At 69.4% G+C, this 14,311-nt stretch carries 15 protein-coding genes and 1 tRNA gene; 9 read left to right on the top strand and 7 right to left on the bottom strand.

Translation table 11 applies throughout. From position 1 onward, the window contains the following. Positions 1 to 4: 4 nt before the first annotated feature. Positions 5 to 601, top strand: a complete 597-nt coding sequence (locus FEZ32_RS12445; protein ID WP_269471506.1) for a DNA-3-methyladenine glycosylase I — start codon at positions 5 to 7, stop codon at positions 599 to 601. Positions 602 to 620: 19 nt separating this feature from the next. Here FEZ32_RS12445 and FEZ32_RS12440 read toward each other — a convergent pair whose 3' ends face one another. The 4 genes from FEZ32_RS12440 to FEZ32_RS13590 all read right to left on the bottom strand — a co-directional run bounded on the left by FEZ32_RS12440 (position 621) and on the right by FEZ32_RS13590 (position 3,753). Then, positions 621 to 965, bottom strand: coding sequence for a hypothetical protein (locus tag FEZ32_RS12440; protein ID WP_138680716.1), 345 nt, complete (start codon positions 963 to 965; stop codon positions 621 to 623). After that, positions 962 to 2,395, bottom strand: coding sequence for a serine/threonine-protein kinase (locus FEZ32_RS12435; RefSeq protein WP_138680715.1), 1,434 nt, complete (start codon positions 2,393 to 2,395; stop codon positions 962 to 964). The genes FEZ32_RS12440 and FEZ32_RS12435 overlap by 4 nt, the downstream gene beginning before the upstream one ends. A gap of 638 nt (positions 2,396 to 3,033) precedes the next feature. Next, positions 3,034 to 3,255 carry a hypothetical protein gene (locus FEZ32_RS13595; protein ID WP_175415792.1) on the bottom strand — a complete coding sequence of 74 codons (222 nt, stop codon included), beginning with the start codon at positions 3,253 to 3,255 and terminating at the stop codon, positions 3,034 to 3,036. Between the two features lie 108 nt (positions 3,256 to 3,363). Next, positions 3,364 to 3,753: a hypothetical protein gene (locus tag FEZ32_RS13590; RefSeq protein WP_175415791.1), complete on the bottom strand. Its 390-nt coding sequence runs from the start codon at positions 3,751 to 3,753 to the stop codon at positions 3,364 to 3,366. A 97-nt stretch (positions 3,754 to 3,850) separates the two neighbouring features. Here FEZ32_RS13590 and FEZ32_RS12430 point away from each other — a divergent pair, with 97 nt between their 5' ends. Beyond that, complete coding sequence (locus FEZ32_RS12430; protein WP_175415790.1) at positions 3,851 to 5,563, top strand: SH3 domain-containing protein; 1,713 nt, start codon at positions 3,851 to 3,853, stop codon at positions 5,561 to 5,563. A gap of 63 nt (positions 5,564 to 5,626) precedes the next feature. Further along, positions 5,627 to 6,265, top strand: a complete 639-nt coding sequence (locus FEZ32_RS12425; protein ID WP_175415789.1) for an HAD family hydrolase — start codon at positions 5,627 to 5,629, stop codon at positions 6,263 to 6,265. A 101-nt stretch (positions 6,266 to 6,366) separates the two neighbouring features. On the opposite strand, the gene FEZ32_RS12420 is transcribed toward FEZ32_RS12425, so the two are convergent. The 3 genes from FEZ32_RS12420 to FEZ32_RS12410 form a co-directional block, all read right to left on the bottom strand. Continuing rightward, positions 6,367 to 6,440, bottom strand: a tRNA-Ile gene (locus FEZ32_RS12420). A gap of 30 nt (positions 6,441 to 6,470) precedes the next feature. Then, positions 6,471 to 7,301 carry an HAD family hydrolase gene (locus FEZ32_RS12415; RefSeq protein ID WP_138680712.1) on the bottom strand — a complete coding sequence of 277 codons (831 nt, stop codon included), beginning with the start codon at positions 7,299 to 7,301 and terminating at the stop codon, positions 6,471 to 6,473. A gap of 2 nt (positions 7,302 to 7,303) precedes the next feature. Then, on the bottom strand, positions 7,304 to 8,239 hold the full coding sequence (locus FEZ32_RS12410) for a hypothetical protein (RefSeq protein WP_236082434.1): 936 nt from the start codon (positions 8,237 to 8,239) through the stop codon (positions 7,304 to 7,306). Positions 8,240 to 8,636: 397 nt separating this feature from the next. On the opposite strand from FEZ32_RS12410, the gene FEZ32_RS12405 reads away from it, so the two are divergent. The 6 genes from FEZ32_RS12405 (at position 8,637) to FEZ32_RS12380 (ending at position 14,270) form a co-directional block, all read left to right on the top strand. Beyond that, positions 8,637 to 9,719 (top strand): AAA family ATPase, encoded by a 1,083-nt coding sequence (locus FEZ32_RS12405; protein ID WP_097798954.1) that lies wholly within the window; start codon positions 8,637 to 8,639, stop codon positions 9,717 to 9,719. Between the two features lie 89 nt (positions 9,720 to 9,808). After that, complete coding sequence (locus tag FEZ32_RS12400) at positions 9,809 to 10,813, top strand: DUF58 domain-containing protein (RefSeq protein ID WP_028702939.1); 1,005 nt, start codon at positions 9,809 to 9,811, stop codon at positions 10,811 to 10,813. 8 nt (positions 10,814 to 10,821) lie between these two features. Continuing rightward, entirely contained in the window at positions 10,822 to 11,793 is a 972-nt protein-coding gene (locus FEZ32_RS12395; protein WP_097798952.1) for a VWA domain-containing protein, read from the top strand. Between the two features lie 2 nt (positions 11,794 to 11,795). After that, positions 11,796 to 12,806 (top strand): VWA domain-containing protein, encoded by a 1,011-nt coding sequence (locus tag FEZ32_RS12390; protein WP_236082232.1) that lies wholly within the window; start codon positions 11,796 to 11,798, stop codon positions 12,804 to 12,806. Positions 12,807 to 12,841: 35 nt separating this feature from the next. Next, positions 12,842 to 13,546 carry a YggS family pyridoxal phosphate-dependent enzyme gene (locus tag FEZ32_RS12385; protein WP_138680711.1) on the top strand — a complete coding sequence of 235 codons (705 nt, stop codon included), beginning with the start codon at positions 12,842 to 12,844 and terminating at the stop codon, positions 13,544 to 13,546. Between the two features lie 229 nt (positions 13,547 to 13,775). Next, entirely contained in the window at positions 13,776 to 14,270 is a 495-nt protein-coding gene (locus FEZ32_RS12380; protein WP_138680950.1) for a DUF3145 family protein, read from the top strand. The last annotated feature ends 41 nt before the right edge of the window (positions 14,271 to 14,311 follow it).

Here is a 14,311-nt window from a genome sequence, read left to right as displayed (position 1 = left end):
GGTCGTGGGAAAGGACCTTGTGGTGGGCCCGGACGGGCTGGCTCGACCGGCGTGGGCGGTGTCCGATCCGCTGCTGCGCGAGTACTACGACTCCGAGTGGGGGTTGCCGGTCCGCGACGAGCGCGGCCTCTTCGAGAGGCTGTCTCTGGAGGCCTTCCAGTCGGGGCTGTCCTGGCTCACCATCCTCCGCAAGCGCGAGGGGTTCCGGCAGGCCTTCCGCGACTTCCAGCCCGAGGTGGTCTCCCGGTTCGCCGCCGATGACGTCGAGCGGTTGATGAACGACTCCGCCATCGTGCGCAACAAGCTCAAGATCACCGCGACCATCGACAACGCGCGAGCGACCATGAGGCTGAGGTCCGACGGTGGACTTGCCGATCTCATCTGGTCCTTCCGGCCGTCGACCACTCCCGCCCCGCGCACCCTGGCCGAGGTTCCCACCGTCTCGGCGGAGTCGCGCGCACTGGCCAAGGAGTTGCGGGCCCGGGGATTCAGGTTCGTCGGTCCGACCACGATGTACGCCCTGATGGAGGCGGTCGGCATCGTCGACACCCATCTGGTCGGATCGTGGCGTCGAGGAAGCTCGGGAGTCTGGCCGCAGTGACCGGACCGGGGCGCCCGCCTCAGTGGGTGGTCGACAGGTCGCCCGCCGTGAAACTCAGCGAGGCCTTGCCGATCGGAGCCTCCATCTGCTTCTGCTGCTCGGGCGGCGCATCGACCACCAGGGCATTGCTGGAGGCCGTGCCCAGGTGGCGTCGCTCGTAGTACTCCGACCCGTTGGAGCGGTATCCGGAGATCACGTACCAGTGCTTGCCGTGGGCCTTGTAGGTGATGCTCGCCCCGGCATCGCGGTAGCTGTCCTGGGCCGTCTGGTAGCAGGCGCTGAGGGAGCCGCCGCAGTCTGCCAGGCCGGTGTTGACCCCCAGGCCGCGCATCGTGGCGCGTCCGTCGGGTGAGGTGAAGGTCACCCCCGTCGGCGTCCTCGGTGCCGGACCAGCCGATCGGGGCGGTGAACCCGAAGCCGTAGCGCTGGTTCCGGTAGCTGCTGGTGCCGGCGCTGACCAGGCTCGGCGTGGCGGCCGCGGTCGGCGTGCTGGATGGCGTGGAAGTGGTGGGCTGGGCGGGAGCGGTGGACTGGGCGGGTGCCATCGCGCCGACCGGACCGGAGGTCGCGGAAGCCGAGCTGTCGGTGGGAGCGACCACCGCAGCGGCGGTCCCACCCGTTCCGGTGCCGCGCTGGGAGAACAGGTAGCCGCCGGTTGAGGCGGCGATGACCACGACGGCCAGTGCGCCGACGACCAGACCTCGACGGCGTCGTCGGGATCCCCCGGGGAGTCGAGGGTCGGCCGGCGCCGGGAAGGCTGCGGCAGCGGGGTACGGGGAACCGGGCGCAACAGCAGGAAGCAGGAGCAGCAGAAGGCGCGGCCGGAGGGAACGTGGCCGGAGACGCCGGTCCCGGGACCCACGTCGGGTCGGGTGCCGGGATCACTGTGGGATCGAGCTGCGGCAGCGGGACGGCGGGCGGGGGAGTGCGCAGCCGGGCCAGGGCGGGAACGGCCGCCAGGACGGGGCCGGCCGCCGAGAGTGCCGCAGCGACGTCGGCCGCCCGGTAGAGCCGGTCGGTCGGTGACTTGGCAAGCAGCCGTGAGACGATCTGCCACAGTGGTTCGGGGAACCCGTCGGGGCGCCCGGGGGCGCACTGGCAGTGACCGCGCAGCACGGTCATGGTGGAGCCGGTGGCGAAGGGAGTCACCCCGCAGACCATCTCGTAGAGCATGATGCCCAGCGAGTACAGGTCCGAGGCCGCGGTGGGGCGATGGCCCTCAATGATCTCGGGAGCCATGTAGTTCGGCGTTCCGACCACGGCGGTCATGTGGGACAGGTGGGAGGCGTCCTGGAGGAAGGAGACGCCGAAGTCGGTGAGTCTGGCGGACTCGGGAGGGCCGGGCTCGACCAGGACATTCGCCGGTTTCGCATCCCGATGGACGATGCCGTGGGCGTGCACCGCGCCCAGGCCGATGGCGATCTGGCGGCCGAGTTCGGCCGCCTCGCCCGCGGGAAGTGTGCCGCGACGAGCCAGCAGGCTCTGCAGATCGGTGCCGTCGACGAGGTCCATCACGATGGCCATGGTCTGCCCCTCGACAACCATGTCGTGGACCCGCACCACATGGGGCGAGTCGATTCCCAGGGCGATCGAGCGTTCAGTGACGAAACGCCGGACCAGATCGGGGTCGCTGGCCAGTCCGGGGAGCAGAAGTTTGACTGCGAAGGCCCGGCCGGAGCGGTCTGTGGCCCGCCAGACCTCCCCCATCGAGCCTGTACCGAGGACCGAGGTGAGGAGGTAGTTGCTGCCGAGGGCCCGACCAGCGCCCTGCGGCTCACTCTGGTCGTCATTCATGGCCGGGATTCTACAAGTCGGGTGGCGGGCTCTCCGGGCGTCTCAGCCAATCACTGCGATGCCGGAGGGGAACGGCGCACCGGTCGGCTCAATGGTCACGATGAGGGGATGGCCGGAGGGTGGAATGAGCAGTCCTCTGGTCGGTTGGGATCACCCATCAGTCCGGCGGTCGGGATCTCTCAACCGGCACTTGAGGGATCGCTGAAAAATTCTCAGTGTGTCTGATGGAAGCACTGTCGTCGTCGGTGGATCGGACCGGCGACCCACCTGATCGTGGAGCTACGCCCCTTGCCAGATACATGTGTACGGCGTTACATGGACGCCCCCAAGGAGACGAATCACATGTTTGTATTTCTTACCCCGCGGATGGCGTGTTGCATTGATGCGGCCGGAGATCGGTGATCTGGCACTGGTCCGTGGAAGGCGGACTCACGTACATTTCCCGTAGTCGCAATGGCAGTGGCCCTGTCCCGACCTGGACGACAGGAAGGGGCTCTGGGGACCGCCTCGAGCAGTCGAGAGACGGGTTTCGCCCGGCGGAAGGAAGTAAGCCTGATGGGAGCAGCGCACTCACTGAGAATCGGTGTCGCAGCAATAGCCTCGGCAGGTCTGATGGCCGGATGTGCCCCACTCACCGCTCACCAGCAGGCGACCCGGCGGGTCGACGACGGGTCGACTGCGCGCAAACAGGCCGACGCCCTGCGGGCGCTCACCCAGCCGCGCGGTGTCCCGGCCGACAGCGGATCGGCGTCCGCCACTGCCTCGATGCGGTCGACCCGGGCCACCTCCACGGTGCCGGACGACTCCAGCTCGCAGACCGCCGCTCCCGCACAGACGCAGCAGGCCCAGGCTCCCGACACCCAGGATCCGGCCGACCAGGCCGGCGAGTCGGCCCAGTCGGATGCGGAACAGTCCGCCCCCGAGTCGACCGATCAGACGGCCGACCAGGATGTCCAGGTCGCCGCCGCTCAGCCGTCGACGGCCACACCGACCCCCGATGCTGCCCCGACTCCTGATGCCGCGATGAGCACCGACGCTCCCGCTACTGCTTCTGCCACGCCCTCGGACTCGTCCAGCAGCACGGCGGCGAGCACCACAGCTGAAGCACCGGAGTCGGCGTCTGCGACCCCCAGTGTGACGTCCTCCTCCTCGAGCCCGGCCGCCACGGCACCGACTCCGTCCGTCTCGAGCGCGGCGCCCTCATCCGCGACGTCGACCCCTTCCGCGACGACTTCGGCTCCGTCTGGCGCGACCTCTACTCCGTCTGCCCCGAGCCCGTCTGAGTCGGCCACGACACTGGCCCCGTCGGTCTCCAGCGCCGCGCCGTCCTCGACGTCGAGTCGGCGGCTGCCCACCAAGGACCTGGCATCCTCTCAGAAGCCGTCCGCACCCGAGCAGCAGAGTGCTGACCAGCAGGATTCCGAGGAGTCCTCGACCGGGAGCAACTCCGCGTGGGTGACGGACTACCTCAACGTCCGCAGCGGTCCCTCGGCATCCCTGCCCAAGGTCGCCACCCTGACGCCCGGACAGCAGATCCGGACCACCAGCCGCACCGCGAACGGCTACCAGCAGGTCGTCTTCCAGGGACGCACCCGCTGGGTCCAGGCCAAGTACCTGACTGACGCGGCGCCGGCCTCCAGTAGAACTCTCGGCACCGCTGCCGTGGCGAAGTCGACCAGAAAGGTCACCGCGAGCGCTCCCTCGGCGGCTGCCAAGGCGCCGTCCTCGGTATCGACCGCGCTGGTGCGCGGTGCTTACCTGACAGACAACGTCAACCTGCGCAGCGCTGCCGGCACCGACCAGAAGTCGTTGGGCATCCTGCCGGCCCACAGCTACCTCACGCTGCGCGGAGCGACGGTCGACGGCTGGGCTCCCGTGAGCGCAGCCGGTCACTCCGGCTGGGTGAAGGCGGCATTCCTGTCCACCACGAAGCCGGCAGCCATCGTGCCGGCGAGCCTGCGTGCGCCCAGCGCCTCCACACCTGCCCAGACCGCCAAGAAGGCCTCGGCCACGAAGTCCGCCGCGGCGAAGAACGCCGCGTCTGTTCGGCGGATTGTGTATGCGTCGGTGGGTGTGAATGTGCGGAGTGGTGCGGGGACGGCTTATCGGGTGGTGGGTCAGTTGTCGCAGGGGGATTATGTGGGTACTCGTGGTGCGGCTGTGGGTGGGTGGACCCCGGTGTCGTTCCAGGGGAAGGCTGGGTGGGTGAAGTCGTCGTTGTTGTCGACGTCGAAGCCGAAGGTGAGTGCGTCTTCGGCGGGTTCTGCTGGGTCTGTTCGGCGGATTGTGTATGCGTCGGTGGGTGTGAATGTGCGGAGTGGTGCGGGGACGGCTTATCGGGTGGTGGGTCAGTTGTCGCAGGGGGATTATGTGGGTACTCGTGGTGCGGCTGTGGGTGGGTGGACCCCGGTGTCGTTCCAGGGGAAGGCTGGGTGGGTGAAGTCGTCGTTGTTGTCGACGTCGAAGCCGAAGGTGAGTGCGTCTTCGGCGGGTTCTGCTGGGTCTGTTCGGCGGATTGTGTATGCGTCGGTGGGTGTGAATGTGCGGAGTGGTGCGGGGACGGCTTATCGGGTGGTGGGTCAGTTGTCGCAGGGGGATTATGTGGGTACTCGTGGTGCGGCTGTGGGTGGGTGGACCCCGGTGTCGTTCCAGGGGAAGGCTGGGTGGGTGAAGTCGTCGTTGTTGTCGACGTCGAAGCCGAAGGTGAGTGCGACTTCGAGTCGCACGAATGCCAGCTCGGTGTCGGGAACCGTGACCTCGACCACTCCGCGCAGCTACTCATCGGTGCCCAGCAGCGGCGGTGTCGACCCGTGGGGGTTCTACTGGGGACAGTGCGTCTCCTACGTCGCATGGCAGGTGCGCAGCAACACCGGGCACAGCAACTTCCAGAACATGTACCGGGGAGTCCACTTCGGCAATGCGGAGAACTGGGGATCGGCCGCCCGCAGCCTGGGAATCACGGTGAACTCCACGCCGACCGTCGGCTCGGTGGCCTGGCGGACCAGCGGCTCGGCCGGACACGTGGCCTATGTCACCGCCGTCCACTCCAACGGCACGATCGACGTCTCGGAGTACAACTACCTGGTCACCAGCGGCTTCGACACCCGCAGCAATGTGAACTGGCAGAGCGGCGGAAGCAGCGGCTTCGACGGGTTCATCCACTTCTGAGTGATCCCATCCCCGCCCCGGTCAGGGGCGGGGTCGAGCCGACGGCAGCGGGGCGGAGAACAGGTGCGCGTCGAGGCGGTGTGCTGGGACTGGAACGGGACCCTGCTCGATGATGTCGAGATCTGCCGCGAGGCGATGAACCGGGTCCTGACCGAGAACGGTCGTCCCGTCATCGACGACCTGGACGCCTACCGCCACCTGTTCCGGTTCCCGATTCCTGACTTCTACGCTGATCTCGGGCTCGGCGGGACGGCATATCACGACGCGGCGAGCCGCTACCTGGATCTCGTCGGTGAGTCGGCACCTCGGGCCGGACTCCAGCCCGGGGCCCGCGACGCCCTGAAAGGCCTGGCGGAGCGTGGCATGCAGCAGATCCTTGCCTCGGCGACCCCCGCCCCCACCCTGATGGCGCAGCTGGAACCCCACCATCTGGCGTCCGTGTTCAGCGAGGTCCTGTCGGCCGAGGATGCCTACCACGCCTCCAAGCGCGACGTCGTCGCCTCCTGGCTGGACCGGACGGGAACCCCTGCGGAGCGGATCGTGATGGTCGGCGACACCAACCACGACCTGGAAATCGCCGACTACCTGGGGATGCGGTTCATCCATCTCACCTCCGGTCATCAGAGCCTGGAGGGGGCCGGGGTGCATCACATCGACTCCCTGGAGCAGCTCGACCGAGTGCTGGACCGAGGGTGGCAGTGACGGCAGTACCTCATCAGCGTCGAGGTGCGAGGGGGGAGTCGGGGTCTGCCAGGGAGACGAGCCGTGGACGTTATCCTGCTGAGTTCGGAATGACCTGTGGGTGGGGCGTGTGGGGCTCGAACCCACGACCCAGGGATTATGAGTCCCCTGCTCTGACCGGCTGAGCTAACGCCCCGACGACTCCAGGGAAGTCGCGCAGAGCACTCTAGCGGGAACTCGAGGGCTCCCGCTTCTCGGCCAGCAACTGCTCGATGGTGCGTCCCACCGCGCTGTCGTCGTGGTCCCCGATCACCGGGTATCCCCGCTCCAGCACCTTCGGATGGGCGTTGCGCACCGCGAACGGGTGGCCCACCAGGTCGAGCATCGTGATGTCATTGGGCATGTCCCCGAAGGCCGCGGCCCTCGCCGGATCGATCCCCAGATCGGCGCACACCTGGGCCAGCGCCACCCCCTTGGAGACGCCGGCCGCGCTGATCTCCAGCAGACCGTCGGGACCGGTGAAGGAGAAGGTCGTCGTCGCCCGTCCCCCGATCACAGGTGCCACCCGCTCGTAGAGCTCCTCACTGGGAACACCCCATCCGCGGACCAGAAACTTCACAACCTGTCGGTCCGGGGCGATGAGCTCCTCGACCGGCGCCACCAGGTCGGGTGCCCCTTTCTCCACCGATCTCTCGAAACCGTCCTCCAGCCCCCAGTGCCGGGCCTCCTCGGCGCAGAACAGCGCGTCGGGCACCACCCGCCGCACCGCGGAGACGATCTCGGCCAAGATCTGGGGATCGATCCGCGACTGGTGGATCACCTCCCCGGTCCGGGCGTCCACACTCACCGCGCCGTTGGAGGCGAGGATGGTCGGATCGGCGGGAGCCAGCTGGTCCAGCACGTCCAGCCATCGGTAGGGCCGACCGGTGGCGAAGACGATTCTCACCCCGGCCTCCGCCGCGTCCATCACGGCCGCGACGTTCTGCGCCGAGGGCAGCTTGTCGGCACCCAGAAAGGTGTGGTCCAGATCGGAGGCGATGAGATCGACAGACGGCATGGTCACAGCTTCGTGTTGGTGGTGGGTGTGGGAGTGGCGGTCCCGCTGGATCCGCTGGCCCCCGGCGACTGCATGGTCGGAGGGGTGGTGGGAGTCGGATTGGTCGGTCTGCCTGAGTCCGACGGGGAGGGGGACTGCGGCTGGGATCCCGAGGAGGAGGGCGAGCCCGAACCCGAGGACGGGGATCCCGATGAGGGGGAACCCGATGAGGGTGAGCCGGACCCGCCACCGGAACCGGACGCCGAGGTCGGCACCGGCGGTGGGGGAGGGCTCGGCGGGACGTTCTGGAAGAGCAGCACCGCGATGAGCAGACCCAGGGCCGCGATCATGACGATCAGCAGCCACGCGATGCCAACGCTCGACCAGCCGGCACGGTCGCCGCGACCCGGCCAGGGCAGCGGCCAGGTCCGCGAGGTGCCGGCGTCGTGCCGATCGGCCCAGTACAACCGGTAGCCGGGCCCCGAAGGACTGCCGATCTCACGGGTCATCGACAGGTCGACGGCCTGCAGGATCCGCAACGCCTCGGCCGGGGCCGCGGGCGACCCGTCGTTGACGAGTGCCACCCAGGGGGCCAACGGCAGTTGCGCGGGACCTCGCGGGTCGTCGTCCTCGCTGCGGAACAGATGGCCCAGCCGCCCCTGGTCCTGGCCCTGACCGCCACGAGCGACCACCGTCTCGGCATGCAGGTGGTTCACCTCTCCGCTGAGCCGGTCACGGGCGGCGGCATCGGCGGCCGCACCCTCCGACAGCAGGATCAGCAGCACCGGGGTGTCGGCGTCGTCATGGCCGATGAAGGTCACCCCGGCCGGGGTCGCCAGCACCCGGGCGTCCAACCAGAAGTCCCCGATCCTCGGCGGATCGGAGGCCAGCAGCGGCGAGGGAGACGGCGCACCGCCCCCCGTGGCGGACGGGCCGGTGGGCGGCTGAGACTCGGACATCGCCACCCATCTCACCACATCGTGGCAATCACCGGACGGCGGCGCCGCCCAACGGCGCTGCCCGGCGGCGAGGATCGGGGCGCCCAGCGGCGTCACGGCCGCGTCTCATCGATGCACGGTATCGTGGCGAGCACCGCACAACGGCCCGCCTCACGGGTCCAGGCAGGAGCAACGAGTGAGCACAGCAGGCATGCAACCGGGTGTGCACCAGACACCGGGCCAGCAGGGGGCCTGGCCCCCCGCGCAGGGTCTTCCCCCGCAGGCTCCGCCACCCCAGGGTCAGCCGGGACAGCACGGTCAGCAGGGGCAGAACGGACAGGCCTTTCCCGCACCGTCGGCCCCCGCTCATGCGGCCTCGGCTCCCGCGCATGCGGCACAGCCTCCCGCCCAGCCCGAGATGAGGCTGTCCGGTGGCCAGAACATCGGCACCGGAAATGCCGACGCCTCGATGACCAATGAGCAGGCCGCCACCCTCATCGGGGAGGCCATCGGCCAGGTGCAGCAGGTCATCGTCGGCCAGGAGCACATGGTCGAGCAGATGATGGTCGGCGTGCTGGCGAAGGGTCACATCCTGCTGGAGGGAGTCCCCGGCGTCGCCAAGACCCTGGCCGTCCGCTCCTTCGCCACCGTGCTGGGCGGAGACTTCGCCCGCATCCAGTTCACCCCCGACCTGGTGCCCTCCGACATCGTCGGGACCCGGATCTACTCGGCCTCCAAGGAGAGCTTCGACATCGAGCTGGGACCGGTCTTCGTCAACTTCGTGCTCGCAGACGAGATCAACCGCGCCCCCGCCAAGGTGCAGTCGGCGATGCTGGAGCTGATGGCCGAGAGGCAGGTCTCCATCGCCGGACAGACCTTCCCCGCCAGGGCCCCGTTCAGCGTCTTCGCCACCCAGAACCCCGTCGAGTCCGAGGGCGTCTACCCGCTGCCCGAGGCCCAGCGGGACCGATTCCTCCTCAAGATCGACGTCCCCTACCCGCGGGGCAATGAGGAGTTCGAGATCCTGCGGCGGATGAGCGTGCGCACCCCCGAGCCCAACCGGGTGCTCACCCCCCAGAAGGTCATCGAGCTGCAGTCGATGGCCTCCAACGTCTTCGTCCACAACCTGGTCGCCGAGTACGTCGTGCGCCTGGTGCTGGCCACCCGGACCCCCGCCGAGTTCGGGATGCCCGACCTGGAGTCGGTCATCCAGATCGGCTGCTCCCCGAGGGCCAGCCTCGGCCTGGTCGCCGCCGCACGAGCCCTGGCGCTCATCCACGGCCGCGACTACGTCCTGCCGACCGACGTCCAGGCAGTCGCCAAGGACGTCATGTCGCACCGACTGGTGCTCGGATTCGACGCCATCGCCGACAACGTCGAGACCCCCCAGGTGATCGAGCGGATCCTCGCGATGGTCCCGCCGCCCACCCCGGTGTGGAACGCCCAGCAGCGCTCCGAGGCCCACCAGTCGCACCGCCACCAGCCCGAGTACCGCAACTGAGGACGCCCATGTCATCGCGTCCCACCTTCGGCCCTCCGCAGCCGTCGTGGTTGCCGCCTGACCCGGATCCGGCCCGCCAGGACCTCGGGGTGGCCCAGACCGTCCTGAGACCGCCCACCGGCGCCACTCTGCCGCTGAGCCAGCTGGCACCCGAGGCGGCATTGCGGCGGCTGGAGCTCACCGTGGTGCGCCGCCTGGAGGGATTCCTGCACGGCGATCACATCGGACTGCTGCCCGGGGCCGGCTCCGACACCAATGACGCCCGGCCCTACCAGCCGGGGCAGGACGACGTGCGACGGATGGACTGGGCGGTCACCGCCCGCACCACCGAGCCCCATGTCCGCGACACCATCGCCGACCGCGAGTTGGAGGTCTGGGCCCTGCTCGACGTCACACCGTCGATGAACTGGGGCACCCAGGGGGTCACCAAGCGCGATCTCGGGATCGCCGGGATCGCCACCATCGGGTTCCTCTCGCAACGGATGGGGGACCGCTTCGGGGGCCTGGTGATGCGCCAGGACGGGATTCGCAGGCTGCCCGCGCGCAGTGGTCGGATGGCCCTCTACGGTCTGCTGCGCAGCATGCTCACCGAACCCATCGTCGCCGACAACGCGCCCGGCGAGATGACCCTGGCCAAGGGGATCGAGCAGCTCAACCGCACCGAGCGCCGCCGCGGCATGAGAGTCGTCGTCTCGGACTTCCTCACCCCCGGCGACCACGAACTGGACGCCGCGGTGCCGCCCGACTGGGAGCGGTCGCTGCGCCGGCTGTCGGTGCGCAACCAGGTGCTGTGCATCGAGGTGATCGACGCCGCCGAGACCGACTTCCCCGATGTCGGGGAGATCCTGGTGCGCGACCCCGAGACGAACTTCGCGCGCTACGTCAACACCGCCGACCCGGCCGCCAAGCAGCGGATGGACGCCGCCACCGCGGCCCAGCGGGCGCGCGTCGCCACCGCCATCCGGCGCGCCGGCGCCGGCCACATCCAGCTGCGCACCGACTCCGACTGGGTCGCCGACATCGCCCGCTTCGTGCTGGGCTACCGCCGGGTGGCCTCGATGCTCCACCAGCCCCCGCAGGGGGTGGCCCGATGACATCGTCGATGATCTGCCTGGTGCTGGGTCTGCCCCAGGTCCAGCAGCCCGCCCGACTCTGGGCCCTGGTCGCCGTCCCGCTGCTGGTCGCCCTCTACCTGCTGGCCCTGCGCCGGCGCAACCGCACCGGGATGAGATTCCCCAACACCGGGGTGCTGGGCGCCGTGCTGCGCCCCCAGTCCCAGTGGAAGCGCCATGTGGCGGTGGCCATGGCGCTGTGCTCGCTGGCCGCGGTGACCTATGCCTGGGCCCGCCCGATGGGCATCGAGAAGATCCCCCGGGAACGAGCCACCATCGTCGTGGGTATCGACAACTCGCTGTCGATGACCGCCACCGATGTCGATCCCACCAGGCTGGACGCCGCCAAGGCCCAGGCCCGGAACTTCATCAGCACCCTGCCCGCCGGATTCAACGTGGCGGTCGTCACCGTCTCGGGCCATCCACGCGTCGTGATGCCCCCCTCCACCGACCGGGCCACCACCGAGCGCGCCCTCAACGCCATCGGGACCGAGAACGGGACGGCCATCGGGGACGCCATCACGATCAGCCTGCAGGCCATCAAGGAGGCCCCCGGGGGAGCCAGCAAGGAACCCGTGCCGGCCGCCGTCGTGCTGCTGTCCGACGGTGGCAACACCGACGGGTCGGACCCGATGACCGCCGCCAACTCCGCCGCCAGCGCCAAGGTGCCCGTCTACACGATCGCCTTCGGCACCCAGACCGGATACGTCGACGTCGACGGCGCCCGGGAACGGGTGGCACCCGACACCACCCTGCTGGCCCAGATCGCCGATCGGACCAGGGCGCGGTCGTGGACCGCGGAGTCCGCCGGCGACCTCAAGAGCGTCTACCAGGACGTCCACAGCTCGGTCGGCTACCAGGAGGTGCGCAAGGAGGTCACCGCCCGGTGGGCCTTCTACGCCCTGGGATTCGCGATCGTGGCCGGCCTGGGTGTGGTCTCGATGGCGACGAGGTGGCCGTGATGATGCTCATCCCTCCCATGATCTGCGGGCCGCTGGCGACCCTGGTCACCGATCCGGGGCTCATCGTGCAGTTCCAGCGCCCCGGACGCCTGTGGTGGCTCCTGGTCCCGCTGGTGGTGGTGCTCGGGTATGTCGGGCTGAGTGCCCGCAGAACCCCGGTCCGGCGACCCAGCAGGATCGATCTGCGTCGCATCCTGCCCCGTGACAAGGCCTGGAAGCGCCATCTGGCGGTGCTCTGCTCGGTCGCCTCGATGGCCTCCCTGGTGCTGGCCTTCGCCCAGCCGCAGGCCTTCCGGGAGGAGCCCCGCGACCGGGCCACCGTCGTCATCACGATGGACGTGTCGCGGTCGATGATCGCCACCGACGTCCAGCCCTCCCGGCTGTCGGCCGCCAAGTCGGCCGCGAAGTCCTTTCTCACCGAACTGCCCGAGAGGTTCAACGTCGCACTGGTGAAGTTCGCCGCCAGTGCCCAGCTGGTGGTGCCTCCCACCACCGACCGGGGCACCGTCTCGACCGCCATCGACAACCTTCAGGTGCTGCCCTCCACCGCCATCGGGGAGGGCATCTACTCCTCCCTCGACGCCCTGAAACTGGCCCCCGACGACCCCTCCCATCCCGGCACCAAGCCGCCGGCGGCGGTGGTGCTGCTGTCCGACGGTGCCACCAATGTCGGCAGGCCCTCCCTGCCGGCCGCCCAGCAGGCCCGGCGGGAGAACGTCCCGGTGTACACGATCGCCTACGGCACCGCCGGCGGCTACGTCTACGAGGAGGGACGCCGTCAGCCGGTCCCGGTCAACCACCACGAGCTGGCGGCCATCGCCAAGGCCTCCGGTGGGGAGAAGTTCTCCGCGGAGTCGCTGGGCCAGCTCACCGATGTGTACAAGTCGATCGCCAAGGCGGTCGGCCAGGAGAAGGTCTACGCCGAGGTCACCGACCGGTACGTGGGCTACGGCCTGCTGCTGGCCGTGCTGGCCGGCCTGGGGGTCGTCTCGCTGGCCGCCAGATGGCCCTGATGCGCGTCGGCGCGCCGGTGTGGTTGAGTCGGGGCATGACCTCCGTCGCTGACAACCTGGACTCCGTTCGACACCGGATCGACGCCGCCTGCCTGGCCGCGGGACGCGACCCCTCGCAGGTGCGCCTGCTGCCGGTCAGCAAGACCCATCCCGCCTCGGCCGTGCTGGACGCCGTCGCCGCCGGGTACACCCGGTTCGGGGAGAACCGGGTGCAGGAGGCGATGGGCAAGTGGCAGGAGCTCCACGAGGGGCACCCCGAGATCGAGTGGGTCATCATCGGGCACCTGCAGACCAACAAGGCCCGCGACGTCGCCCGGTTCGCCACCGAGGTCTCCAGCCTCGACTCGGTCAAGCTGGCCCGCGACCTGGCCCGGCGCCTGGACCGCGAGGGTCGCCAGATCGACGTCCTCATCGAGGTCAACTCCTCGGGTGAGCCGCAGAAGTCCGGGGTGGCCCCCTCCGAGGCCCCGGCCCTGGCCCGTGAACTGGTCGGCATGGACACTCTGAGGGTCAAAGGGCTCATGACGGTGGCGGTGAACTCTCCCGACCGGGCCAGGGTGGCCGCCTGTTTCCAGACCATGCAGGACCTCCAGCAGAGGTTGCGTCAGGAGGCGCCGGCGCCGAGTTCCTGGGACGAGTTGTCGATGGGGATGTCGGGGGACTTCGAGCAGGCGATCGCCCACGGAGCCACCGTGGTGCGGGTGGGCACCGCGATCTTCGGCGCCCGGGACTACTCCTGAGGGGCCGCACCGGTCCGACACCGTCCCGGTGGCGATACGTCGCCGTCCCGGGCTCGGATCACAACGTTCATCGATTCGTCGGCCGCGACTCGCCGACAGAGGTTGAAGGCCGCGCCGCTGACGGGGCACACTTGTCCCTGTTCGTCCCTCCGGACGCCATTTGCTGGGGAAGGCACGTGGACCAAAGGGGAGGACGGCCGTGAACGATTCCGCACATGATGCAAGGGGGATGCTCTTCATCCACTCGGCACCGACGGCGCTGCGCAGCCACATCGAGTGGGCAGTCGCCGCCGCTGTCAGGCTGCCCTCGGGAGTTGACTGGCAGCGTCAGCCGGTGGAGCCGGGCAGTTGGTGCCTGGCCGCAGAGTGGCATGGCGACAGGGCCCAGGCCGCCGGCCTGGTGTCGACCCTGTCCACCTGGGGAAGGCTTCGTCTCGAACTCACCGTCGACCCTCCCGCCCAGGGCCATGGCGAGGGGCTGGGACACCGTTGGAGCGTCACCCCGAGTCTGGGGGTCTTCTCGGCCGACACCAGTGCGATCGGCGACGTGATGGTCTCCGAGAACCGACTGAGGCTGGCGATGGCCGAGGCGCGACGCGAGGGGACCGACCTGCAGGCGGAGCTGTCCGACCTGCTGGGGGAGCCCTGGGACGTCGAACTGGAGCCCTACCGGGCCCGCGACCCCGAGCTGGATGTCAGCTGGCTGTCCAGCCAGGTCGGCTGAGGCCCGGCCCACCAGCTCAACGGCCCGACCGTCCACCAGCT

It is taken from the genome of Acidipropionibacterium jensenii (assembly GCF_005890135.1).
Classification (GTDB): Bacteria; Actinomycetota; Actinomycetes; order Propionibacteriales; family Propionibacteriaceae; genus Acidipropionibacterium; species Acidipropionibacterium jensenii.
Note: the sequence above shows the minus strand (reverse complement) of the source record. Positions and strands in the feature narration are given on the sequence as shown.

Bases quoted from the DNA above. Each gene is read 5' to 3' on its own strand.
- FEZ32_RS12415 (WP_138680712.1), bottom strand. From the start codon at position 7,301: ATGCCGTCTGTCGATCTCATCGCCTCCGATCTGGACCACACCTTTCTG.
- FEZ32_RS12410 (WP_236082434.1), bottom strand. From the start codon at position 8,239: ATGTCCGAGTCTCAGCCGCCCACCGGCCCGTCCGCCACGGGGGGCGGT.
- FEZ32_RS12405 (WP_097798954.1), top strand. From the start codon at position 8,637: ATGAGGCTGTCCGGTGGCCAGAACATCGGCACCGGAAATGCCGACGCC.
- FEZ32_RS12390 (WP_236082232.1), top strand. From the start codon at position 11,796: ATGCTCATCCCTCCCATGATCTGCGGGCCGCTGGCGACCCTGGTCACC.
- FEZ32_RS12395 (WP_097798952.1), top strand. From the start codon at position 10,822: ATGATCTGCCTGGTGCTGGGTCTGCCCCAGGTCCAGCAGCCCGCCCGA.
- FEZ32_RS12435 (WP_138680715.1), bottom strand. From the start codon at position 2,395: ATGAATGACGACCAGAGTGAGCCGCAGGGCGCTGGTCGGGCCCTCGGC.
- FEZ32_RS12385 (WP_138680711.1), top strand. From the start codon at position 12,842: ATGACCTCCGTCGCTGACAACCTGGACTCCGTTCGACACCGGATCGAC.
- FEZ32_RS12380 (WP_138680950.1), top strand. From the start codon at position 13,776: ATGCTCTTCATCCACTCGGCACCGACGGCGCTGCGCAGCCACATCGAG.